The sequence below is a fragment of the Paenibacillus baimaensis genome (assembly GCF_025567575.1).
The window spans coordinates 328,706-350,114 of the sequence record NZ_JAOQIO010000007.1; the positions used below are offsets into that span (position 1 = coordinate 328,706).

A 21,409-nucleotide genomic window follows, 5' to 3' on the forward strand; every position below is an offset into this window, starting at 1 on the left:
TTAAGTATATCACCAACCTTTTTTAGGGATAAGGTCTATTTCTTTGGAAGGAAAAATAGCAAGCCAAAAGTCAAAAATATGTACATGATCCGGCATAATAACAATATCAGCGCTGGAATAACCCCCCTATAATAAAGACCATATCGAACAGGAAGGGGAATTTACATGGCGACACCATTAGAAATGCAGGCAGTCGTTAGCCGATCATTGAAACGAAGTCGAGCTGCAGCTATCCGACTGGCCATAAGCAAATATAAATATTTGTATTTGCTCATGCTCCCGGGAGTGATCTGGTATTTTATTTATCGTTACTTACCGATGTACGGGGTGATTATTGCCTTCAAGGACTATAATTTCTCCAAAGGCATTATCGGCAGCCCTTGGGTCGGCTTGAAGCACTTTGAGTTTCTGCTGCACAATCAGGATTTCTTCATGATCGTCCGCAATACGTTATTGATCAATTTGTACGAGCTGATATTTGCTTTTCCGGTTCCGATTATATTGGCTTTGCTGTTGAACGAAATGAAAAGCGTATTGTTCAAAAGAACGATCCAAACCGTCGTTTATTTCCCGCATTTTATGTCTTGGGTCGTATTTGGCGGTATTGTGATCCAGCTATTGGCTCCCAATGAAGGGCTGGTCAACAGCATACTGCGTTATTTGGGTATGGAGCCGGTTTTTTTTATGAGTAAATCCGAATACTTCCGTCCTGTTGTCATCGCTTCCTCGATACTGAAGGAATCGGGTTGGGGCGCGATCATTTATTTGGCAGCACTCAGCTCCATTGACACCGAGCAGTATGAAGCGGCGACGATTGACGGGGCGAATCGTTGGCACAAGCTGATTTCCATTACGCTGCCAGGTATCCGCAACACGATTATTATTATGATGATTTTGAAAATCGGTTATTTGCTTGAGGTTGGCTTTGAACAAATCTATATTCTCTACAATCCTTCCGTGTACGATGTCGGAGATGTGCTCAGCACGTATATTTACAGGGTTGGGCTGCAGAGCGCCCAGTTCAGTACGACAGCGGCTATAGGCTTATTCCAGTCGGCTATCGGTTTCTTCCTGATCTGGGGCACGAACCGGCTAGCCCGCAAATTCAGCGATGTTTCGTTATGGTAAAAGAAAGGGGCGTTATGCATGTCTTATAAATGGTCTGCTTCCACAGCGATAGGTGCCGTTCTGGTGCTGTTCGCGATCATGACTTTTTTTCCTTTTTATTATGTGATTCTGGCCTCGGTCAGCAATTCGGATTTGATAACGGAGGGCGAGCTGCTGCTGATTCCAAGAGGCTTTAATCTGGAAGCCTACTCGTTAATCCTCTCCAACAATCAATTTATACAATCTTTTCTGGTGACGATCACCCGAACTGTGCTTGGACTGGCCGTCAATCTGTGCCTGCAGCTAACCATTGCGTACGCGCTTTCCAAAACGTACCTGCCGGGCAGAAAGTGGTTTATGATCTATATTATCATTACGATGATGTTTAACGGCGGCATCGTGCCCAGCTTCCTGATCGTGAAGGCGACTGGTCTGATGGATACGATATGGGCGCTTGTGATCCCGACTGCAATCAGCACGTGGAACGTGATTTTACTGCGCACCTTTTTCGAGAATGTCCCGGACAGTCTGGAGGAATCGGCCAAAATTGACGGAGCTAACGATTTCACGATTTTCCTGAAAATCTATTTGCCCTTATCGCTCCCTTCTATTATGACTATCGGACTGTTTATTGCCGTCCATCACTGGAATTCCTTTATGGATGCGGTCATTTATACAAGCTCCAGCGACTTGAAGGTCATGCAGCTGTTTTTAAGAGATATGGTTATTCAAAACGAAATGGCCGCTCTATTAGGAGATATGTCTGCAATGAGCCACGTTTCCTCCCTATCACTGCGGACAGCCGCTATCTTTTTATCCGCGCTGCCGATTCTGATTGTGTATCCGTTTATTCAGCGATTTTTTGTTAAAGGGGTCATGGTTGGGGCGGTTAAAGGCTGAGGCAGGTTATACCAATTCATCATATTATAGGAGGTTAGAAGTATGAATATGGAAGCGAAGGATCGTAAGGACATTGAATTGAAGCAGGTTTTGGAGCTGTCACTCAGCTCCCCCATCGGCATGCTGCGGGCATTTCCCGTGCGGATCAAAGAAGGCAAAAAGGCGATCGCCGTCGTGTACAGCGCGGATTTTGATATTGATCCTTATGCGGAGATGTTCTTTTTTCCAACGGACAATTTGAAATTGGTGCTATTCACACCAGAGGGTGAGATCTTATGGAAACGCGACTTTGGTTCTTCCGTTATTCCGGGAATCTGGTTTTGCCCGGTTTTCCCTTTTGATCTGGATGGGGATGGTACGGATGAAATCTGGTTCGTCAACAATCTGAATATGCAGCATCAGCTTAGTCTGCAAAGCAGCTGCCTGGAACGTATTGACGGCAGCACAGGAGAAACCATCGGGCAGTATCCGTGGGTGTACAGAGACACGCAGCAGCCTATGTCCACACAGTACCGTAATTTCATAGCCGGAGGTATGGTTAATGGCGAGCCAGTATTGGTTACGGCACAAGGTACCTATGGCAACATGTATTTGCAAGGATGGAATTCGGATATGAATCCGCGTTGGGAATTTCAGGTAGGCAAGGATGACCTGGGTGCCAGAGGCAGCCATTTATGTCCTGTCGTTGATTTCAATCAGGATGGTGTCGATGAAATTTTTTGGGGGGAGCGATGCATTGAGCTGGATACCGGAACCGAATTGTTTTGTGCCGATCGCGAAAGCTATAAGGGACATTCCGATATCGTACAACCGGTATGGGATACCCAAGCAAAAACGTGGGGCTTGTATACGATACGCGAGACCGACCCTTCAGCTTCGCCGCGCGTCATTGTATACGATACGGAGGGACGTCGTGTGTGGGGAGAAGTCGACCATGGCCATATGGATATGGGCTGGACCGCACGCCTGAAGGATGAGGGCGAGCATGTGGCGATGGCGATCCGCATCGGAACCAAAACATGCGGTCCCGATGGCCGCTTCCATCAGGACCGCGATGAATTTACCTTCGACGCGTCGAGCGGGCAGCCGTATGAGCTGCCGTTCAGCGTCTACCGGATGGTGCCCGTCGACCTGAACGGCGACGGGTACCACGAGCTCGTCCGCGGCATTCCCGGCGGGGACGGGGAAGTACTTGACCGCAGCGGGCGCTCGTACGGCAAGGTTGGCGGGTCGGTTGCGATGGCCTCGCATTTTCTCGATATGCCGGGCGAGCAGCTGCTCTGCTTTTATCCGGACGGCATGATCCGGATTTGGGCGGACGCTAACGCCAAGGACAGCGAGCAGGCGCTCGCGCGCTACAGCCATCCGTATTATATCAGCAGCCAAAGATTGACCGCTGTCGGCTATAACCTGTGTCTGATGAGCGGAATATAGCACGCGAATCGACAACTAATCGACTATGACTGATAGCAGTATCACCCTTTAACCGCACCTGCGGTAACACCCTTCGTAATTTGCTCATTAAACAACGCATAAATAATTATAGCAGGAATCGAGGTCAGTACCATCACGGCGAACTGTGAGCCGTAATCGGAGGAATACTGGCCTGCAAAATTCATCACGGAAAAAGGCAGCGTCTTTAAAGAATCCTTGCTCAGAAAGGTTGCAGCCATAATAAACTCGTTCCAGCAGGTTAAAAATGTAGTTACGGCTATCGTTACCAACGCTGGCATCGTGAGCGGCATAATGATTTGAAAAACAATCCGATAAATGCTGCAGCCATCCATAACAGCCGATTCTTCGATGGCTGAGGGGATACTACGCAGGAAACCGGATAGAATGAAGGTTCCGAGTGGAACCGAAACGGCTGTGTAAGGAATGATTAAACCAAGATACGAATTGGTCAAGCCAATAGCTTTGAAAATAGCAAAGTTCGGAAGCAGCGTGGCGTGAATCGGTATCATGATGCCTAACAATATCACGGTAAAAAAGAATGAACGCATTTTCCACTGCATCCGTGTAAAGGCATATGCAAGCGATAAGGACAAAAATACGGTTAAAAGTATCGTTACCGTTGATACCAATACACTGTTGAACAAATATTTTGGGAACTTGCCGTCCACCCATGCGTTCACATAGTTTTGCCATTCCGGCTGGCTTGGCCACTTCAAAATACTGGAGGAGAAAAAGTCGCTGCTGCTCAGCAGCGAATAATTGAACAGCCAAATTAACGGGAATAATTGCCCGAAGGCTACCAGTATAAACAGGATCCAAAGTATCGTTTTATGTTTGTTTTTCATATCTGCCACCGCCTAATATTCAGCTATGTCGCTGCGAATCATTTTGTTGCTTATATAGGTCGCGATTAAACAAACGAGAATAAACAGGATCGATATCGCGTTGGCATAGCCATACTGGCTCGCCGAGAAAGCTTTGTTATACAAGTAAACAGCCAGAAATTGTGTGGAATCACCGGGACCGCCATTCGTTGTCAGAAACACGGTTTCCATTTGCTTGAGTGCTGTAACTATCGCGAGGGTTACCTGAACGGCAATTACCGGCGAAAGCAGCGGAAGTGTAATTTTCAAATGCAGCTTCAGTCCTGAAGCCCCATCCAGATGAGCGGCTTCGTACAATTCCTCGGGAATCCCTTTAATTCCGGCATAATAAAACAGGAGCCCCCAGCCAAACCCTGCCCAAATTAAAATAAACAGCAAAGAACCAAGTGCGGTACTCGTATCGCCTAACCAGGCATGCTGCAAAAAACCAAGCCCGATCGTATCCAGAATTTTATTGAGAATCCCGAAATCAGGGTCCAGGATACTCAACCACATTCTGGAGATGACCACCACAGAAATGACACAAGGAATGAAAAAGATCGTGCGAAACACCTTCTCGGCTTTGCCGCCGATTCGATCCAGCAAAATAGCGAAGGCTATACAGATCGGATGCTGCAGGACAATACAGCCAATACCAAGCAGGAGCGCATTCATTAATGATCTCCAGAACCGCGAATCCTCAAACAGCAATTCCTGATAGTTTTGCAGTCCGACCATTTTAACGTCCGTACCTGGGCCAAGCGTGTCGGTGAACGAATAATACCCACTAAGCACAATCGGTGCCAGAAACGTAACCATAAATAACAAAATACCTGGAAATACAAACAGGAAAATAGCCATCTTGTTGCCAAGCACCTTTTGCATGGTACCTCACTCCTTCCACTTGGATATCCGTCAAGGACAGGCAGTGCAGCCCTGCCCTCGACCCATCCCTATATCTCTCATTGCCTTGCTTATTTCTTTTGTTTTTCCGCTGATGCCTGCAATTCAGCAGTCAGTTGTTCCGGTGTAAATGTGCCTGCAAAAAACTTGCCGAATGCATTTTGAACATCATCTTTAAATGCCGGTGAACCGTAATCGATAAATGAAGCTCCAGCAGTCGAAGAGGCCTTAACCAGGATATCAGTGAGCTGCTTTTGAACCTCACTTTCTTTTCCGGTTAAATTGTATTTTTGTGCAGGTACAGCGGCGCCGGTTTCCCAAGCATATTTGGCCCATTGATTCGCACTCATTAAATAATCAAAAAACTTTTTGGCTTCATCCGGATTTTTGGAGGAAGTTGTAACTGAATACCCGCCGCCGTTCCAGGCCAGCAAATCGGATTCTTTACCCTTGCCGCCTTCGACTACAGGGAACTTGGCAACCCCAAGATTACTGCGGAACGCTTCCGGCAATTTATCATTGGTAGCCATCCCTGCTTCCCATGAGCCCATAAACCACATAGCTGCTTTGCCTTGTGTAAACAGATTTTGTGAAGCGCCGTAATCAGCAGTCATGAACGAATCCTGGAACATCTTGACGTCCCGCAGCTGACTCATGAGCTGGGCTGTCTTTAGAAAGCTGGCATCCTGTGCAAAAGTTTTCTTTTGATCGACAGCGTCCAGGATCAGGCTTTGATCACCGCTCACACGCTGCAGTATATTTTGGTACAGCAAACCGAAGCTCCATAAATCTTTACCATTGATCGACATCGGAGTAATGCCTTTGGCCCTGAACGCTTTGGCCACGTCCAACAGCTCATTGTAGGTTGCTGGAACCTTAATTCCGTTATCAGCGAACATTTTTTTGTTATAATAAATCACTTCGTAATCGCTGTTTCTCGGAAGTCCGTAAATTTTCCCGTCAAATTCAAACGATTTGTAGACGCCGGGAAAAAAGTTGTATTTGTCACCTTCATACTCCTTGGCATTCAGCTCTTTCACATATTTGGCTTTAACGAGCGTACTGAGCTCAGCACCGCCATGAACCATGGTGACATCAATCGGTTCGTTGGATGCCATGTAGGCCTTCAGCTTGTTTTTGAATGGCTCCTCGGCTAGTGCTTCCACATCAATCTTGATATTGGGATTGTCTTTGATATAGCTGTCAATAGCCATCTGCTCGGCAAGTCCTTGTCCGGATTTGCGATCCGGCAGGTTGGAAAATAAACGTAGTGTGATTTCTTTTTTTGCACCGGCAGCTGCCGGGCTTGGTGTACTTGAAGCTGGACTTGGCGTTTTCGTATCAGTGCTGGCTCCGCAAGCTGCTAATGTCCCCACCATAGCCACAGCCGTTGTGAGCAAAGCAGCCTTAACCATTGGATTCGTTTTCTTCATAAGTGAGCTCCCCCTGAATAATAAATTTGAATGTTTCGCATGTAAGGTTCGTTTGTTACTTGGATCATAGCAAAGTGTTCGCTAAGAAACAGTAGAGAAAAAACGGGTAAAGTTTAATTTTATCGAATGTTGGAGTGCATACGTTGTGAAAACTGCTTCGGGGATATACAATACAACCAGAATCAGTATCATACATGGAGATGATCAATATAGGAAAGCTTTATTTAAACCTGAGCATTAAATATAAAATCTTCATTCTCTTTTACTTGCTAATTGTAGTCCTTTGTCTAACACTGGGCTATTATTCCTATCAAACCTCCAGTAAAGAAATTATTAATAAGGTCAGTACCACCAATCTCGGGATTATTAAAGAAGTGGACAACAATATTGTCATGCTGCAAAAAAACATTGCGGATTGGGTAACGGTATTCAGTCTCGCATCCGAGGTACAAAGCCAGCTTCAGAGCAATCTCGGTACGTCCAACGAGCTTGAAACCACCCTGTACTCGGGCTCGTCCGCGTCAATGATGAACCAAATGCTGCTCACTCGGAACTTTGATTATTTGGCTCTGTACGGAAAGGGCCCTACCCCTCTGTTTCAGGTATCTACCGATGATAGCAGCGGTGCCAACCAGTTTATTCACATTCAGGAAAGTCCGATATACCGTAAAACCGAGGAGCTGAACGGTGCCTCATACTGGTTTCCGCTAACGGACGATAACAACGTGTTCATTCAGAATAACCGGAATGAGAAAATCGGAATGAGCCGGATTGTCCGCAATGTTAGCGATGGCAGCACGATCGGGTTCATTTTTGTGGGGATTAACCAAAATACGATCCGTAACCTGTATTTAAAAAATTTACATGACCAAGACCATGGCATTGTCATTCTCGATCAAACCGGCTACCCGTTGTTAAAAGCGGGCAAAGATTTTTTTAGCAGCAACAACCCGGATTTGTCTTTTACAGCGACAAGACAGCAAAGTGAGTCCGGCTCCATGATCATCAACAGCAATGGGGAGAAGCTGCTACTCTCTTACAGCGGTATCAATGAAAACGGTTGGAGCATTCTGTATGCTGTCCCTCTGGCCTCACTGACCCAGGAGTTAAGCTCGATCAAGGTGTTTGTTATTGTATTAATATTGGCATGTTTGCTTCTCAGTATTCCTTTTATGTTTATCCTGACTTCGATTTTGACTGCACCCCTGCGTCAATTGCTGCTGTCGATGAAACGATTTCAGAATGGCCATTTTGACGAACGGGTAGATATTAAATATAGAGATGAGATCGGGGAATTAAGCCGCGGGTACAACAGCATGGTGGCTAACATTAAAGCCTTGATCGACGATGCCTATGTGCTTCAGCTCAAAGAAAAAGAAGCCGAGCTCAAGGCGCTTCAATCACAAATCAATCCTCACTTTTTGTATAACATGCTGGATACGATATTTTGGGAAGCTGAAGCAGCAGGTCAAAGCCGGATCAGTGAGATGATTGTTAACCTGTCCCGATTGTTCCGTTTAAGCCTGAATCGCGGCAAAAGCTTTACCAATGTCAAAAAGGAAAAAGAATTGATTGAATTGTATTTATCTCTGCAGCAAATGCGATTCAAGGATCTTTTGGAATATCGGGTTGATATCGCGGATGAAATCGAGCCTTATGTTATTTTAAAGCTCATTCTTCAGCCTTTTATCGAAAATGCGTTAATTCACGGCATTGAGCGTAAGCGCGGCGGCGGAATTGTATCGGTTAGCGGCTCTCTTCAGGGCGATACCTTGCGATTTGTCATTGAAGATAACGGACCTGGCATGGATGCGGCGACGATTCAACGGATACTGGCAGAGCCTGCCGACAGTGACGTGTACACGGGACAAGAAACCAGTGGCTATGCGATCCAGAATGTGAATGCCAGACTGAGGCATTATTACAAGGAAGGTTATCAACTGAATTATGAAAGTAAACTGGGTCAAGGAACCCGAGTAGAAATTATAGTCCCTGCCATACCCGATACCCAGGAGGAACCACACGTATGATCCATTTAATGATTGTCGATGATGAGGAAAGAGCCCGCACAGGCATACGTTCCCTGATTGATTGGACGAAGCACGATATTACGATCGTTTGTGAAGCCAGGGACGGGGCTGAAGCCCTCGAGCTGTTGAACAATGTTCATGTGGATATCCTGCTCACTGATATACGTATGCCGGAGATGGACGGGCTTTCCCTGATTGAACATGTAACGAATGATTATCCCCATATCAAATGTGTGATTATGAGCGGATACGATGAATTCGCCTATGCACAGAAAGCGCTGACGATCGGCGCCAGTGACTATTTGCTTAAGCCAAGCCGAACACAGGAAATATTGGATACGGTTCTTAAGCTTAAAGCGATCATTGAGGAGGCACGCCACCAGGAGAATACGTTGGAAAAGCTTAAAGTCGGCTTTCGCGAAAGCTTTCCGCTTTTAAAGGAGAAGACTTTAAGTCGACTGGTGATGACAGATAATCCACCGTTCGAGCGTCTGCTGGCCAATCTGCATATCAATGGAGAGGCGTTTCCCCACCTGTTTTTTGGAATCATTGTCTTACAAATTGATAATCTGCATATGCTGCAGCGAAAGTATGATCAAGAGGATATCGAACTGTTCAAATATGGTGTCAAGAATATAGCTGAGGAAACGTTCTCTGCTTTATTTCGATGTGCTGCATTTGAACATCAGGATGATATCATCGTTATTTTAAATACAGAGGATTGGACAGGCATCGATGAATTGAACCAACATGCAGCAGAGGTGCAGCAGCATATTCGTCAATATTTGAAATTCACGGTTTCAATCGGTATAGGCAGTTTTGATCCGGGTATTAACCATCTGAGAATTTCGTATCAGGAATCGATCCGGGCGTTGGATATGAAATATTTTATCGGTACCGAAAAGATTGTTGATTACAAGGAAACTGTCGATGATGATCCCGTTCACACCTCCTACCCTTTATCCCAGGAGAAAGCGATAATTCAGGCCGTAGCCACAGGTGATCAGAATGCCATTGCGGAAAGGCTGAACGCATTTAACGAAGCGCTTAAGCCAGCCAGCACCTCGAAAGAGCATATTCAAAAGTCCATGCTTGCGCTTGTGTTTGCCTTGTACCGTTATTGTATCGAAAAAAATATTAATACGAATGACGTATTCGGTGAAAGCCTTACAGAGCTTACCCATATTATCGAGCATTCCAGTATGGATTACATCGTACAGACATTAACAGACGTATTATTAAAAGCCAGTGAGCAATTACATGTGAAAAAAAACAGCAACAAAATGTTCCAATCCGTACTTGATTATATGGAGCATAACTATCACAAGGACATCAATCGGGAAACCGTAGCCCGTGAAGTTTTCATTACTCCAGGTTATTTAAGCTTTCTGTTCAAGCAAGAGCTCAAAACCAATTTTCTCGACCATCTACACAAAATTCGTATCGATCACGCCTGCAGACTGCTCCACGATCGAAGTATGAAGCTAAGTGATATTGCCCATGCCGCTGGCTATAACGATGAAAAATACTTTTTTCAAATCTTCAAAAAGTATATCGGCATGACACCTACCCAATACAGAAACAATTTGGGCGCAGACTCCTTGTAACATAGAGTCACTAAGCAGACAAATAAGGGATAACCAATGGTTACCCCTTATTCCATACGTCTATTCATCTGCAGCTGCTTATTATATACGAAACAGTATGCTATTGCAGCAGCTCAATGTCACTCCAGGTTTTTGACCGATTCTGTGTCCAATTCGTCACCGTATTGCTGTACAATTGAATGGTGTAGATATCACCTTCGCTGTCTCGGTAAAAGGAAAGTCCATCGTCAGGGGCCTTCGACAATTTCCGCAGCTCCAGTGTAGGCAATACCTCGTACAAGCCGTCTTTCTGAGGGTCAATGAGTTCACTGGTGAGAGGGTTTAACCCTGTAGAAGGGTCGATTCCCAGCTCGTTTGTGTAAGACTTGCCGTACAGCCTTACAATCAACCTTCCATCGGGTTCAACTGGATTTCTTGTAGGACTGTTAAATCCGAGCGGGCTGATATCCTGCTCATTCCAGACTTCGTTGGCAAGGCGTATATTACCATTTATGTCCATAAGCGCCAGCAAACCGGAGCCGCGGAAATAAAAATCCCTGAAAGGCATGCGATCTCGTGCTATCCAAACCGAGCCGTCGGTATTTTTGACAACATGCTGTGGCTTGTAAGGATAATTGGTGACTGGACGCAATTGTCCATCTATAATCGCGAACAACTGATAGCGGCTGCTTGGCGGTGGACCTATTACGGCTATCGGGAAATAGGTGTACACGGCAAGCAGCTTTCGCTTGCTATCGATCTCATACAACGTACCTTCAATCTGCAGCTTGGTATCGCCGAGAATCCCTTGTTCCTCTTTACGCAGCTCTCCAAGCTGGAAGCCTTCATAGGTGAGGCTGTTGCCCACACGTTCAATTGCAACCTTCTTCCCCTCATAGGCTCCAGCCTGTGCATCCTGGGCGGCCTTGTCACGAATATTTTGTGCCTGCTCCTTCTCGATCCATTCCGGTTTCGTTTGCAGCTTTTTATCGATTTTCATCATGGCGTAGGTTTTATAGTCTTTACCCAAGGCATCGACATACAAGGCTTCGGCATCATCATATACAATTTGCTGGAGCACTTGGTCCTGACCGCTCCATATCGAAAGTCCTTCTTCAAGGCTAAATTGCAAATCCATCATAAGTCGTGTATGAGCAAACGTCCATGTCAGCGGCATGTAGGTGACATCCCTGAACTCCAGGAACGGATATTCTTCCTTATCGTTAACAATTTGTGCGCCCCATAATTGAATGGGAGCAGTGGCAACCTTGGCCGAATAAGTGCGAGTCAACAAGTTTGCTGCCTTGCCACTCTGTACGTATTTTGTTTTCTCAAGAGCTGGGTACATCCAGTAAGGACTCGTGCAGCAGCTTCTGTAAATCTTCAATCCTTCGGCTGCGGTCCAATCGATATTCAGCTCAAGCTCTTGCATCAAATCCCAGTTTAACGGTATATAGGTCACGTCCTTGTACACCACGAATGGATAATCCAACTGCTTGTTGTTCATCATTTGACCGTTAACCTTCACGGGGAATTTCACTATGCTAACTTGAACAGAGCTCGATTCCGCCATAGCTATACCTGACCACAGGCACCACACTAGCAGCGCTCCGAGCCAGGTCAGCATCGTTTTCTTTAACATGTGCGCTCGCCTCATTTATACATATATTTTTCCAGCTATGCGTTAGACGCAAGATGTGTCAGAAAAGTTCTTGAGGACGAGTTAAGAAGCCTCCAGTTCACACTTGTCAGCGTGGAAACTGGAGGCTTCAGAATGGGTACATTCAATTCGCTGAGAGTAAATCTCTCATGCCTTCGCTTGCAGCGGCACGGTATAATGAGCTGAATCGATCCAGCTGCGGTCCGAAAATTCGCGCCCACGGACCACAACCTTATCCTCATAGATCTGCACATACATGCCCTGAGCAACATTATCATTCCCGGAGCTGCGTGTTTTGCCAACTGAGGCATTATTGAACCAATGAAACGAGTTGTCCTGGTTATAATGATTCTCCGTGGCAAAATTACGGTGCGTATGACCAGACAAAACAAATACGTTACGGTACGGCTTAAGAATCTCACGGAATTCCTTGGCCCGGACCAGCTGATGCGAGCCTCCATCCATACCCGGTGCCGGCAGCGGCTGATGAATGAACACAAAAGCGGGTTTCCCGTCCTCATGCTGCTTCATCTGGTTGCTCAGCCAAGCCAGCTGTGCATCCGAATACCAGGCCCCTTCGCCATATTCCGGTTTATCGCCAACATAAGCTTCCTGAGAAACCAATATGAAATGAAAGCCACCCATCCAGAAATCGGTATATGGTTGATCCTTATATCCAAAAAATTTCATAAATCGCTCTTTGGCCATAGCATCGCTTTTGCCGTTGGGCATGGTTTCCTTGGCAAACTCGCCTTTCTTATCTAACCATATATCATAGTAGTCATGATTTCCCATATTGGCATAGATCGGAGGCAGCTTGTAACCGTTTAATATTTTGCGCAGCAGCTTATAGTCCGTCTCACGCCCCATATCCGTCAGATCTCCACCTAACACAATACATTCCACCGGAGATTCAAAGCTGCTGACGTCTTTCAATGCGGCATGCAGTTTATCTGTCATTATCGAGATCCCATCGGAAATATGCAGATCACTTAACAGGAAGAAGGACAGCAGCAGCTTATTCGACGTCGGATTGGCTGTTTGCTCGGTAGGTATAGGTGTAGTTGCAGCTGTGGAATCAGATTCGGCATGCAGCGGTTTTTCATGATCGAGTACATACTTCCATATCGTACCGCCTCCCGCGAAAACCGCCAGGATGGCTAGCATTCTTTTGACAAATTGCCTTCGGGACATCATATGCATCCACCACCTGTTCTATCTATAAATCAGACGATAGCAGAATTATAGCATACAAAGATTAATCATTTCTCAATAAATCTAAGATTTCCTGAATTTAAACATTCCTTCCCTTAATGAGCTATGGGAAGACTGACCTCAACCGTTGTCCCCTCGTTTTCTATGCTGAATACCTCTATCGCTCCTTGATGATTTTCAATAATCTTTTTACTCACCATAAAGCCTAGTCCGGTGCCTTTTTCTTTGGTTGTGTAAAAAGGTTCCCCGAGTCTGGACAGAATATGTTCAGGAATACCAAACCCTTGATCAATGAACCGGAGCAGCAGGTTTTCTTTATCTTTACTTTTCAATTGAATCACGATCGTGCCGCCTTTGGGCATAGCTTCAATAGCATTTTTGATGAAGTTGATACAGACTTGCTTCAATTGATTTTCATCGCATAAAATATGAGTCGTCTCCAGCTCGAACTCGGTAACAATTTGCACATTGTTCATGATCGCTTGTGTCCCCAATAAGGTGGTCACTTGACCGATGAGCATACGAATATCCTTACGCTCATACTGGACCGATTGCGGCTTGGCCAGAATTAACAGTTCACTCAAAATCATTTCGATCCTTTCGATTTCAGACGAGATGATATCAAAATAGATTTGCTTCTGAAGCGAGCCCGATTGCATAAACTGTACAAAGCCTTTGATAGCCGTAATCGGATTACGGATCTCGTGTGCAATTCCTGCTGCCAATTGACCGGCTATTGATAATTTTTTGGAATTGATCACGAGTTCTTCCGCCTGCTTTTGCTCAGTGATGTCTCTCAGGATAACAGCCCAGCCATGAATATGATCGCGCTCATCTCGCATACCAAAGCTCGACAGCATGATAGGAATGACCGTGCCATCCTTTCTGCATCTGACGGTTTCATACCCCGTTAGCGGCTCATTCGATTTGAACACCTTCTGCCTCATATCCATCGACGGCGACAAATCAGGGAGCATAATCGGCAGCTTCTGAATGGAGAGGCCTATAATTTCTTCGGCTGACCATCCAAAAACCTTTTCAAATGCATGATTGACTCTGGACACCTTTTCTTCAAGGTTTACAATGAGAATCGGGTCAACATTATGATCAATAAAAGATTCCAGCTGGTCCTTAGCTGCATTCAGCTCCTGAACCACTCTTTTTCTTTCACTGATATCGCGGTACATCCCCATGATCCCAACAATTACGCCTTGTTCATCACGTACAGGAGATAAGGTTCCGCTTACTTCGATGAGACTTCCATCTTTACGCAGTCGGATCGTTTCGAAGCCTATAACCGAATTACCGGATTTCACTTGATTCAAGTTGAGTTTTACAGATTCCTTGAGATGATCGGGCACGATCAAGAATACCGAGTCAGCACAAATAATTTCATCCAGACTCCATTGAAACATGCTCTCAAAGGCGGCATTGGCTTCTATTACCCGATCCTCAAGGTCAACCACCCATATCGCATCGGCATTATTTTGAATCAACGATTCCAGTCTGTCCTTGGTTTTCCTCAGCTCATCCTCAGCTTGCTTGCGCTCTGAAATATCCCTTCCAACGCTAAATAATTTGGTGATTTTCCCATCACGATTTCTGATTAACTTCAAGGTGGTCTCAATCCAAATATAGTGTCCATTTTTATGGCGGGCTCTGCAGGTAAAGATATCGACCTCCGAAATGGGAAACAGTCCGTTATAGATCAAGAATGCTCGATCTTCAGGATGCCAATAATCGGTCGTAACGGTGCCAATCACTTCCTCAGGTTCATAGCCCAGTATAGTTTTGATAGCGGGTGACACATAACGGGTAATACCATCCGGCGTGCTGTATGAAATGATTTCCTGAGCATTATCTGAAATAATCTGGTACAACTCCTGACTTTCCTTCAGCTGTAACCATAATTCTTTTTGTTGGGTAATATCCTTGGCAATACCGTAAACCCCCATCACCTGATGGTTCACGATGATAGGAATATGTGTCACATCGAAGCTGATACAATTCCCGTTCTTATCTAACGCCTCAGTCTCATACCGTTGAGTAAGTCCCTTTGCTGCCAGTGCAAAATGGTATTCTACCTTCTTGTTGTCTTTAGGATGCATAAATGTGCGATAGTTGACCGAATTGTGCTGAATCTGCTGATCTGTATATCCGATAAGTCTCTCCACCGAATGGTTGATTGAAGTAAACGTACCCTCCAAATCCATCGAGAAGATCAGATCCGGATGATGCTCGAATAACGATCTGTACCGTTGTTCACTGTATAATAATTGGCGTTCTTTCTCCCGCAATCCTTCTTCAGCCAACTTATGAGTGGATACATTAATAAACTGGGATATAAAAAATAAGGGTTTGCCTTCCTCATCCCTAACTAAGGAAACTGTTAATTGAAGCCATGTAATAGAACCTTGCTTATGAAAAAATCGTTTTTCCGTCTGGTACGATTCCCGCTTGTCTTCGATTAATTGGTTCATAAGCTCATGATTAAGCACTACATCATCTGGATGTGCAATTTCTTGAAAAGCGATTCGGGTTAGTTCGTCTTCCGAATATCCTAACATGGAGCATGCGGAAGCATTCGCCTTAAGAACCGCTCCATTTGTTGCTAAGAGAACCATCCCAATCGGTGCGTGCTGAAATGCCTGAATGAATAATTCATCCGCAAAACGATAGTCGTTAATCATAGGTCCCTCCCCGTGTCACAAATCGAAATAAGCTTTTAGATAGCTTTCTAGCAGGGTTACCTTCTTTCCTGCATCGACGATATTTATTTGTGAATTTGTATTTGGAGGCAAGATGCTTGAAGTTTGCCTACACGAGCAACTACAAATAAACCCTTCATAAATGAAAGGGTTATTTGCACCTTTTAAATTCCAAATTATGTAAATCGTCGTCGTAATTTGTAATCGGTTATACTTTGCTCAACCTATTTGAGCCATCTCGGTGACCACCAGTTCCAACTGCCGAACAATTTCATTAAGGAGGGAACGACAAGCATTCTAATTATGGTCGCATCAATCAGAATAGCTGCTGCAATACCGATCCCAAGCTGTTTAACCCCGACAACGTCGGCAAATGCAAATGGTCCTGTCACCACAATCATAATTGCGGCTGCTGAGGTTATGGTTCTGCTCGTTGACGACAACCCGATGAGAACGGCGCGATCATTGTCTTGTGTATTTCGGTATACTTCAAAGATTCGCGATACCAGGAACACCCCATAATCCATACTGATACCGAAGGTCAGTCCAAATATAAATACGGGAATCATGATGGCGATACTGCCCGGTTCCATTCCCATATTCCCCTCTTCAAAGATCCATACCAGAACGCCGTATGCGGCTCCCAGACTCAGGAGATTCATCACAATGGCTTTAAGCGGAATAAGCAGGGATCGGAAAGCAAAGAATAATACCAAATAATTGGAAATCACAATAAATAAGAGCACGTAACCAAGATTCTGAAATATAGCATCAAAGACTTCCTGCTGGTACTTGGCCTCTCCACCCAGCACATACGGTAAATTTGCAGATGCTCCGGTCTGCTCCCGTTGTCTGAGCCAGTCCATTACTTGTTCCGAAGACGGGCTTCCCCTTAATGTCACATGGATCAGCATTTGGTTTTTATTCACAAATCTCTGCAGCAGCACCGATCCATATGGTTCCTGTGGCAGCGGCTGCTGCTGAAACGATGCATCCAGTTTTTCAGGAAGCATGCCCAAGGTGGAAAAAACAGAATCAACACGTACAACACCGGGATCCTTTTCCAACATTTGAACAAAGGCATAGGCCTCCATCCAATCTTGTTTGTTCAGGTTATCGGCTTTCCCTTGCATGACCATAACTATAGAAGAGGTCGAAGGAGTAACGAAATGGGCTTGATAAACCTCGGCAGCCTGACGAGAACTATAGACAGCAGGTAAAGATGACGCGTCCGGTATGGCAAGCTTCATCCTGCTTACAGGCAGCAAACAGCCGATTAGCAATAATGAAGCCAATACAAGCATACGGACCGGTTTGTCCATTACAAAAAGCGATAGGGAATACCAGATATTCTTTCTTCTGTTTGCTGATTTATTGGACAGCGGCTTGCTTTCCGCTTGAATGGCAGGCCATAAGAATGATAGCATCGCGGGCAATAAGGTAAAAGTCAAACAAACCGAAACGACTAGTACGGTCATCGCACCTACAGCAACCGAAGTGAAAATAGGAAGTGGAATGAACAGGGTTCCCATTAAACCTAATAAAACACTGAACGCCGAGAATAAGACAGCCCTTCCAGCTGTCTTCATGGCTGTGACCATCGCCGGCTCTGCTGCTTGTCTCTCTAATTCTTCTCGAAATCGGCTGACCAGAATTAAGGAGAAATCAATACTCAGAGCCAGTCCGACCATAGGGATGACATTAAGCACAAAGTTGGAAAGCTCAAGCTGGGTACCTATTCCATACATCATCCCCATAGTGCTGGCTACCCCAATCATGCCTATAACAACAGGAATCATCGCAGAAACGATTCCTCGAAAAGCAAACCACAGGATAATAAAGGCGACCGGTATGCCGATCAGCTCAGCTTTGCGCAAATCACGTTCGCTTGCCCGGTTCACATCGTCCTGAACGACAGATTTCCCTGTCATGGTTACCATCATATCCTGCTGATTCAGCAAACGGCTATGCAACTTTGCCAGTACGGGCTTCAGCTGATAAGGCTTATAGGAAAAGGAAAGAAGTGCATAAGCGTAATTACCTTCAAGCATCCCCTGCGTCTGGAGTGGTGATATCACTTCAGTTAGACCGTCAATTCCACTCAATTGATCTAAGGATTGTTCGATATAATGATGAAACCTCTCCAGCGATACGAATTCTTTTTTTTCAAAAACAAGCATGATCGGGTCCTCGGGTATATGAAAATCAGCAGACAATAGCTGCTGAACCTGGACGTAGGCTCCATTCGGGAGCAAACCGTGATCCTTGAGGACCGTAGGCAGCTTGCTTGCGTAACTACCAAAAAAGAGCAAAAACAAGGCCCAGAACGATATAACAACTTTGGGATAGCGGTAAGAGATCAGCGCAAGCCTGTGAACTCCCATGTTTACTCTGTTCCTTGTAAACGGGTTGCCCGAACCAATTCAATAGCTAGTCCTGGTGCCAAATTCGCTAATCCAGGCAAAAGTCGGGGCACAAGCGGTAAGCCAAACAACCATTGCAGAAAGCGCCCCCATCGCATAGGACGCTTGAATTCTCGATGTATAGACTGCGTATATTCATGCCGCCAGTTTCCAAGCGTTAGATCCCCGCGTAAATAGCGGTCGGCTAATGCGCCACACAATCGCGCCGAACGCAAAGCTATCGACATGCCGTCTCCACACAATGGCGGTATCATAAGCGCAGCATCCCCCACATGTGGAATCACATCCCATGCCAAGGGCCTACGCTTTAAATCAATCGGGGAAACTGCCGACTGCGTACCTGGCACCGGAGTCGCTTGAGCCAGTTTTCGATATAGCTTCGGGCTTCTACGAGCTGCAGCATCGATCATGCCAAGGATCGTTTTTTCTGTTTTTCCAAAAGCGCTCTGTGTCAAAAGCGCCGCAACGTTCACAAGTCCACCTTCAATCGGCGAAATGCCCAGATAACCACCAGGGAACACATACAGCTCAACAACAGGCTCCATCTCTATTCCGGAGTAATGGGATTTCACCCCGATGTGCATAGACTGAACGGAACCCTTAGGAGTAGAACGCGGAAGTACTGAACGACGATGAGTTCCCCAAGCAGCGATTACCGTACGTGCCTGAATCTGTTTGTTCAACCCATCCCGCTTCGTCTCAATCGTATAACCATCCTCATTGGGATACACGGATGTGACCGATGTTGCCGTCTGCAGCTGTGCACCCGACCTTAGTACCTCGTTATGGAAGGTGGAATCCAGTAAATAACGACTCACACCGAGAGCATGTCCAGGCAAAGGAATCTCCAAAGCAGCACCGTGACTGAAGATCAGCCTTATCCGGGTAATCATGCTTGGTTGCAGCGACTCCACAGCCTTCATTAAACCTAATGCTTTCAGTGTATGTTGGGATTCCGGGGAAAGGAATTCTCCGCAAACTTTGTGCCGGGGGAACAACTGACGATCGATCAGAACGGTATCCCAGCCCTGATCCGCAAGCTTTTTGGCCAGACTGCTGCCTGCAATGCCGGCACCAAGAATGGCTGCATCGTAAGTAGGATTCATCCCTGCTCAACTCCGTTGTTGGAATTAGATCTGGTCTTGTTTAAGACGACGACATAGCGGAATAACGGTCTCCATGCATAAAACATCTCCGGGGTATCCAACGTTTTCCCCAGATGCTGCCAATCCGCCGATCGAAAGCCTTTGGCTACGGACAATGGCCCGTCGTGTAAAATGTAACGATTAGTAGAAAGCATTCGCGTTACAAGCCACACCGCAGCCCAAGGAATCCAATGCCGATGAATATCATTGATCACAACGCCTAATCGCGAAGCCTTCAGCATCTTATCTACGACTCCGGGAAGCTCGTCCGCTGCAAAATGATGTACAAATTGCGTTCCCGTAATGATATCTGCACAAGCTTCCGGCAGTGAAAACAAATCATCTTTCCTCACCTGTACACGCGGTTCATTCTGAAAGTACAGCCTTGCCTCTTCACAAGCTTCTTCCGTAATATCAATCAAAACAAGTTGGAGCTCGATGCGATTCCTGTCCGCCCATCTCAGGAGATGCGCATTCACATCCCCCGATCCACACCCAATATCCAGAATAGTTAACTTTCTCGGCTTGCCGGCATCCAGCCACAATCGTTTGACTCCATAAAGTGTTGGCGCAGAGGCACCGAAAATCCGATTCAGCAGCCGGAGGTGATGCAAGGCTTCTCGGAGCGCAGCTCCCCCTATAGTAAAGTCGTCCATCAATTCGGGCTCTTCGGCCCTCCGCTGTATGCTTCTAAGCACGGACATGGCCTATGAGCTGTTCTTGACTAATGACCGCAGGAAGATATGTTATTGGGATCAATTCTGCGGTCAGACCTGGGCCGAATGCCAAGGCAATCCCAGTAGCTGGTCCGGAGCCCTTGCTTTTCAGCTCCTGTTTCATCTCGTTCAGGACAAATAACAGGGTTGCTGAGGATACATTACCATAATCACGAAGTACGGTTCGGCTGGGACGGGTCTGCTCATCTGTAAGCTTGAATAGGCTCTGTATGGAATCAACAATCCCTCGACCTCCGGGATGTATGGCCCATAGCTCTGGATTCGACTTACCGTCTAACAAATGTTCAACCTCGGCAGGTATCAAGCTTGCGATCAGCTTAGGAATACTCGGAGATAGATAAAGATCAAAGCCGTAGTTGCCAACTTCCCATACCATCTCATCGGCACAATCAGGCAGCAGAACAGAACGCCCATCGTCGAGCTGAAACACATCCTTATGGTCAGGGCCAGGTGCCCCTATGATACAAGCCGATGCCCCGTCACCAAAAAAAGAAGCTGCAAATAAGGCTTCACGCTGACTCGAAGGCTGAATATGCAGTGTGCATAGCTCAACGCATACAATTAACACCTTGGCAGACTGATTACCCAAGAGCACTTGCCGTGACAAAGAAATAGCCTTCAATCCGGCAGCGCAGCCCAAAAAGTTAAGCGGCGTTCGATTGACATCGGCGGCTAGTCCCAATTTGTTAGCCAGGACCGTATCCAAGCCAGGCAGAAATTGCCCTGTGCAGCTGACCGTGAACAGATGGGTAATATCCGAGGTCTTGATGTTCCCATCCAGTAAAGCTTTATGAGCAGCATCCAGACTTAAGGGAACCGACTCCTTTTTGTAGGTTTGCATCCTGTCTCTGGTTGAAGGGGCATCCTGTGTTGTGCTTCTTGGAAAATAACGGCAGCTTTCAGCGGATTCGAGCAGATTCGGTTCGCAGGTGTAGCGAGTTTCTACCCCACACTGCTTAAATATTCGTTTTGCCCAACGTGCGGAATCGGGACTGTCTCTTAACGCTTCAGCTAATCTGTGTGCTGTATCCGCTTGATCGATCCGAAATTCCGGAACAGCCGTACCTATGCCCAGGATCGCAATGATTGGATCTGCGTGTTCCATTGTTACATCCATCCCCTCGCGCAATCTTCAAACATTTATCTTCATGTTGGACATGTATCTGACTTTAACCACATGTATATGCCAATCGGCCCCGTAATATGACATGGCGCTCACCCTACCGATGGAGGTATCCAGATGA

The 21,409-nt window shown here is 46.0% G+C and carries 15 protein-coding genes; 5 read left to right on the forward strand and 10 right to left on the reverse strand.

Annotated features, from left to right (window positions below):
• The first annotated feature begins 165 nt into the window (after positions 1-165).
• Genes OB236_RS03155 through OB236_RS03165 form a run of 3 tightly spaced genes read left to right on the forward strand, consistent with a single transcriptional unit; the run spans position 166 to position 3,441 of the window.
• The gene (locus tag OB236_RS03155; RefSeq protein ID WP_262682691.1) at positions 166-1,128 is read left to right on the forward strand and encodes an ABC transporter permease; all 963 of its coding nucleotides are present in this window, start codon (positions 166-168) and stop codon (positions 1,126-1,128) included.
• A gap of 18 nt (positions 1,129-1,146) precedes the next feature.
• Positions 1,147-2,007 carry a carbohydrate ABC transporter permease gene (locus OB236_RS03160; RefSeq protein WP_262682692.1) on the forward strand — a complete coding sequence of 287 codons (861 nt, stop codon included), beginning with the start codon at positions 1,147-1,149 and terminating at the stop codon, positions 2,005-2,007.
• Positions 2,008-2,049: 42 nt separating this feature from the next.
• Positions 2,050-3,441: a hypothetical protein gene (locus OB236_RS03165; protein WP_262682693.1), complete on the forward strand. Its 1,392-nt coding sequence runs from the start codon at positions 2,050-2,052 to the stop codon at positions 3,439-3,441.
• 41 nt (positions 3,442-3,482) lie between these two features.
• Here OB236_RS03165 and OB236_RS03170 read toward each other — a convergent pair whose 3' ends face one another.
• From OB236_RS03170 to OB236_RS03180, 3 genes are all read right to left on the reverse strand, one after another.
• On the reverse strand, positions 3,483-4,307 hold the full coding sequence (locus tag OB236_RS03170) for a carbohydrate ABC transporter permease (RefSeq protein WP_262682694.1): 825 nt from the start codon (positions 4,305-4,307) through the stop codon (positions 3,483-3,485).
• Between the two features lie 12 nt (positions 4,308-4,319).
• The gene (locus OB236_RS03175; RefSeq protein ID WP_262682695.1) at positions 4,320-5,210 is read right to left on the reverse strand and encodes a carbohydrate ABC transporter permease; all 891 of its coding nucleotides are present in this window, start codon (positions 5,208-5,210) and stop codon (positions 4,320-4,322) included.
• 89 nt (positions 5,211-5,299) lie between these two features.
• Positions 5,300-6,661, reverse strand: coding sequence for an ABC transporter substrate-binding protein (locus OB236_RS03180; RefSeq protein WP_262682696.1), 1,362 nt, complete (start codon positions 6,659-6,661; stop codon positions 5,300-5,302).
• 194 nt (positions 6,662-6,855) lie between these two features.
• Here OB236_RS03180 and OB236_RS03185 point away from each other — a divergent pair, with 194 nt between their 5' ends.
• Positions 6,856-8,691, forward strand: a complete 1,836-nt coding sequence (locus OB236_RS03185; RefSeq protein ID WP_262682697.1) for a sensor histidine kinase — start codon at positions 6,856-6,858, stop codon at positions 8,689-8,691.
• Positions 8,688-10,298: a response regulator gene (locus tag OB236_RS03190; RefSeq protein ID WP_262682698.1), complete on the forward strand. Its 1,611-nt coding sequence runs from the start codon at positions 8,688-8,690 to the stop codon at positions 10,296-10,298. Before OB236_RS03185 ends, OB236_RS03190 begins: the two co-directional genes overlap by 4 nt.
• A gap of 100 nt (positions 10,299-10,398) precedes the next feature.
• On the opposite strand, the gene OB236_RS03195 is transcribed toward OB236_RS03190, so the two are convergent.
• The 7 genes from OB236_RS03195 to OB236_RS03225 all read right to left on the reverse strand — a co-directional run bounded on the left by OB236_RS03195 (position 10,399) and on the right by OB236_RS03225 (position 21,270).
• Entirely contained in the window at positions 10,399-11,919 is a 1,521-nt protein-coding gene (locus OB236_RS03195) for a hypothetical protein (RefSeq protein ID WP_262682699.1), read from the reverse strand.
• 165 nt (positions 11,920-12,084) lie between these two features.
• Positions 12,085-13,134, reverse strand: a complete 1,050-nt coding sequence (locus OB236_RS03200; RefSeq protein WP_262682700.1) for a metallophosphoesterase family protein — start codon at positions 13,132-13,134, stop codon at positions 12,085-12,087.
• Positions 13,135-13,247: 113 nt separating this feature from the next.
• Positions 13,248-15,842, reverse strand: a complete 2,595-nt coding sequence (locus tag OB236_RS03205) for a PAS domain S-box protein (protein WP_262682701.1) — start codon at positions 15,840-15,842, stop codon at positions 13,248-13,250.
• A gap of 242 nt (positions 15,843-16,084) precedes the next feature.
• Positions 16,085-18,244, reverse strand: coding sequence for an MMPL family transporter (locus tag OB236_RS03210; RefSeq protein WP_262682703.1), 2,160 nt, complete (start codon positions 18,242-18,244; stop codon positions 16,085-16,087).
• Positions 18,245-18,246: 2 nt separating this feature from the next.
• Positions 18,247-19,389: an NAD(P)/FAD-dependent oxidoreductase gene (locus OB236_RS03215; protein WP_262682704.1), complete on the reverse strand. Its 1,143-nt coding sequence runs from the start codon at positions 19,387-19,389 to the stop codon at positions 18,247-18,249.
• On the reverse strand, positions 19,386-20,132 hold the full coding sequence (locus OB236_RS03220) for a methyltransferase domain-containing protein (protein ID WP_262682705.1): 747 nt from the start codon (positions 20,130-20,132) through the stop codon (positions 19,386-19,388). Before OB236_RS03220 ends, OB236_RS03215 begins: the two co-directional genes overlap by 4 nt.
• On the reverse strand, positions 20,119-21,270 hold the full coding sequence (locus OB236_RS03225; RefSeq protein WP_262682706.1) for a type III polyketide synthase: 1,152 nt from the start codon (positions 21,268-21,270) through the stop codon (positions 20,119-20,121). Before OB236_RS03225 ends, OB236_RS03220 begins: the two co-directional genes overlap by 14 nt.
• Positions 21,271-21,409 lie beyond the last annotated feature (139 nt).

What these genes read in the sequence shown, in the direction of transcription:
- OB236_RS03155 (WP_262682691.1), top strand. Translation starts at nt 166, where the DNA reads ATGGCGACACCATTAGAAATGCAGGCAGTCGTTAGCCGATCATTGAAA.
- OB236_RS03160 (WP_262682692.1), top strand. Translation starts at nt 1,147, where the DNA reads ATGTCTTATAAATGGTCTGCTTCCACAGCGATAGGTGCCGTTCTGGTG.
- OB236_RS03165 (WP_262682693.1), top strand. Translation starts at nt 2,050, where the DNA reads ATGAATATGGAAGCGAAGGATCGTAAGGACATTGAATTGAAGCAGGTT.
- OB236_RS03170 (WP_262682694.1), bottom strand. Translation starts at nt 4,307, where the DNA reads ATGAAAAACAAACATAAAACGATACTTTGGATCCTGTTTATACTGGTA.
- OB236_RS03175 (WP_262682695.1), bottom strand. Translation starts at nt 5,210, where the DNA reads ATGCAAAAGGTGCTTGGCAACAAGATGGCTATTTTCCTGTTTGTATTT.
- OB236_RS03180 (WP_262682696.1), bottom strand. Translation starts at nt 6,661, where the DNA reads ATGAAGAAAACGAATCCAATGGTTAAGGCTGCTTTGCTCACAACGGCT.
- OB236_RS03185 (WP_262682697.1), top strand. Translation starts at nt 6,856, where the DNA reads ATGGAGATGATCAATATAGGAAAGCTTTATTTAAACCTGAGCATTAAA.
- OB236_RS03190 (WP_262682698.1), top strand. Translation starts at nt 8,688, where the DNA reads ATGATCCATTTAATGATTGTCGATGATGAGGAAAGAGCCCGCACAGGC.
- OB236_RS03195 (WP_262682699.1), bottom strand. Translation starts at nt 11,919, where the DNA reads ATGTTAAAGAAAACGATGCTGACCTGGCTCGGAGCGCTGCTAGTGTGG.
- OB236_RS03200 (WP_262682700.1), bottom strand. Translation starts at nt 13,134, where the DNA reads ATGATGTCCCGAAGGCAATTTGTCAAAAGAATGCTAGCCATCCTGGCG.
- OB236_RS03205 (WP_262682701.1), bottom strand. Translation starts at nt 15,842, where the DNA reads ATGATTAACGACTATCGTTTTGCGGATGAATTATTCATTCAGGCATTT.
- OB236_RS03210 (WP_262682703.1), bottom strand. Translation starts at nt 18,244, where the DNA reads ATGGGAGTTCACAGGCTTGCGCTGATCTCTTACCGCTATCCCAAAGTT.
- OB236_RS03215 (WP_262682704.1), bottom strand. Translation starts at nt 19,389, where the DNA reads ATGAATCCTACTTACGATGCAGCCATTCTTGGTGCCGGCATTGCAGGC.
- OB236_RS03220 (WP_262682705.1), bottom strand. Translation starts at nt 20,132, where the DNA reads ATGTCCGTGCTTAGAAGCATACAGCGGAGGGCCGAAGAGCCCGAATTG.
- OB236_RS03225 (WP_262682706.1), bottom strand. Translation starts at nt 21,270, where the DNA reads ATGGAACACGCAGATCCAATCATTGCGATCCTGGGCATAGGTACGGCT.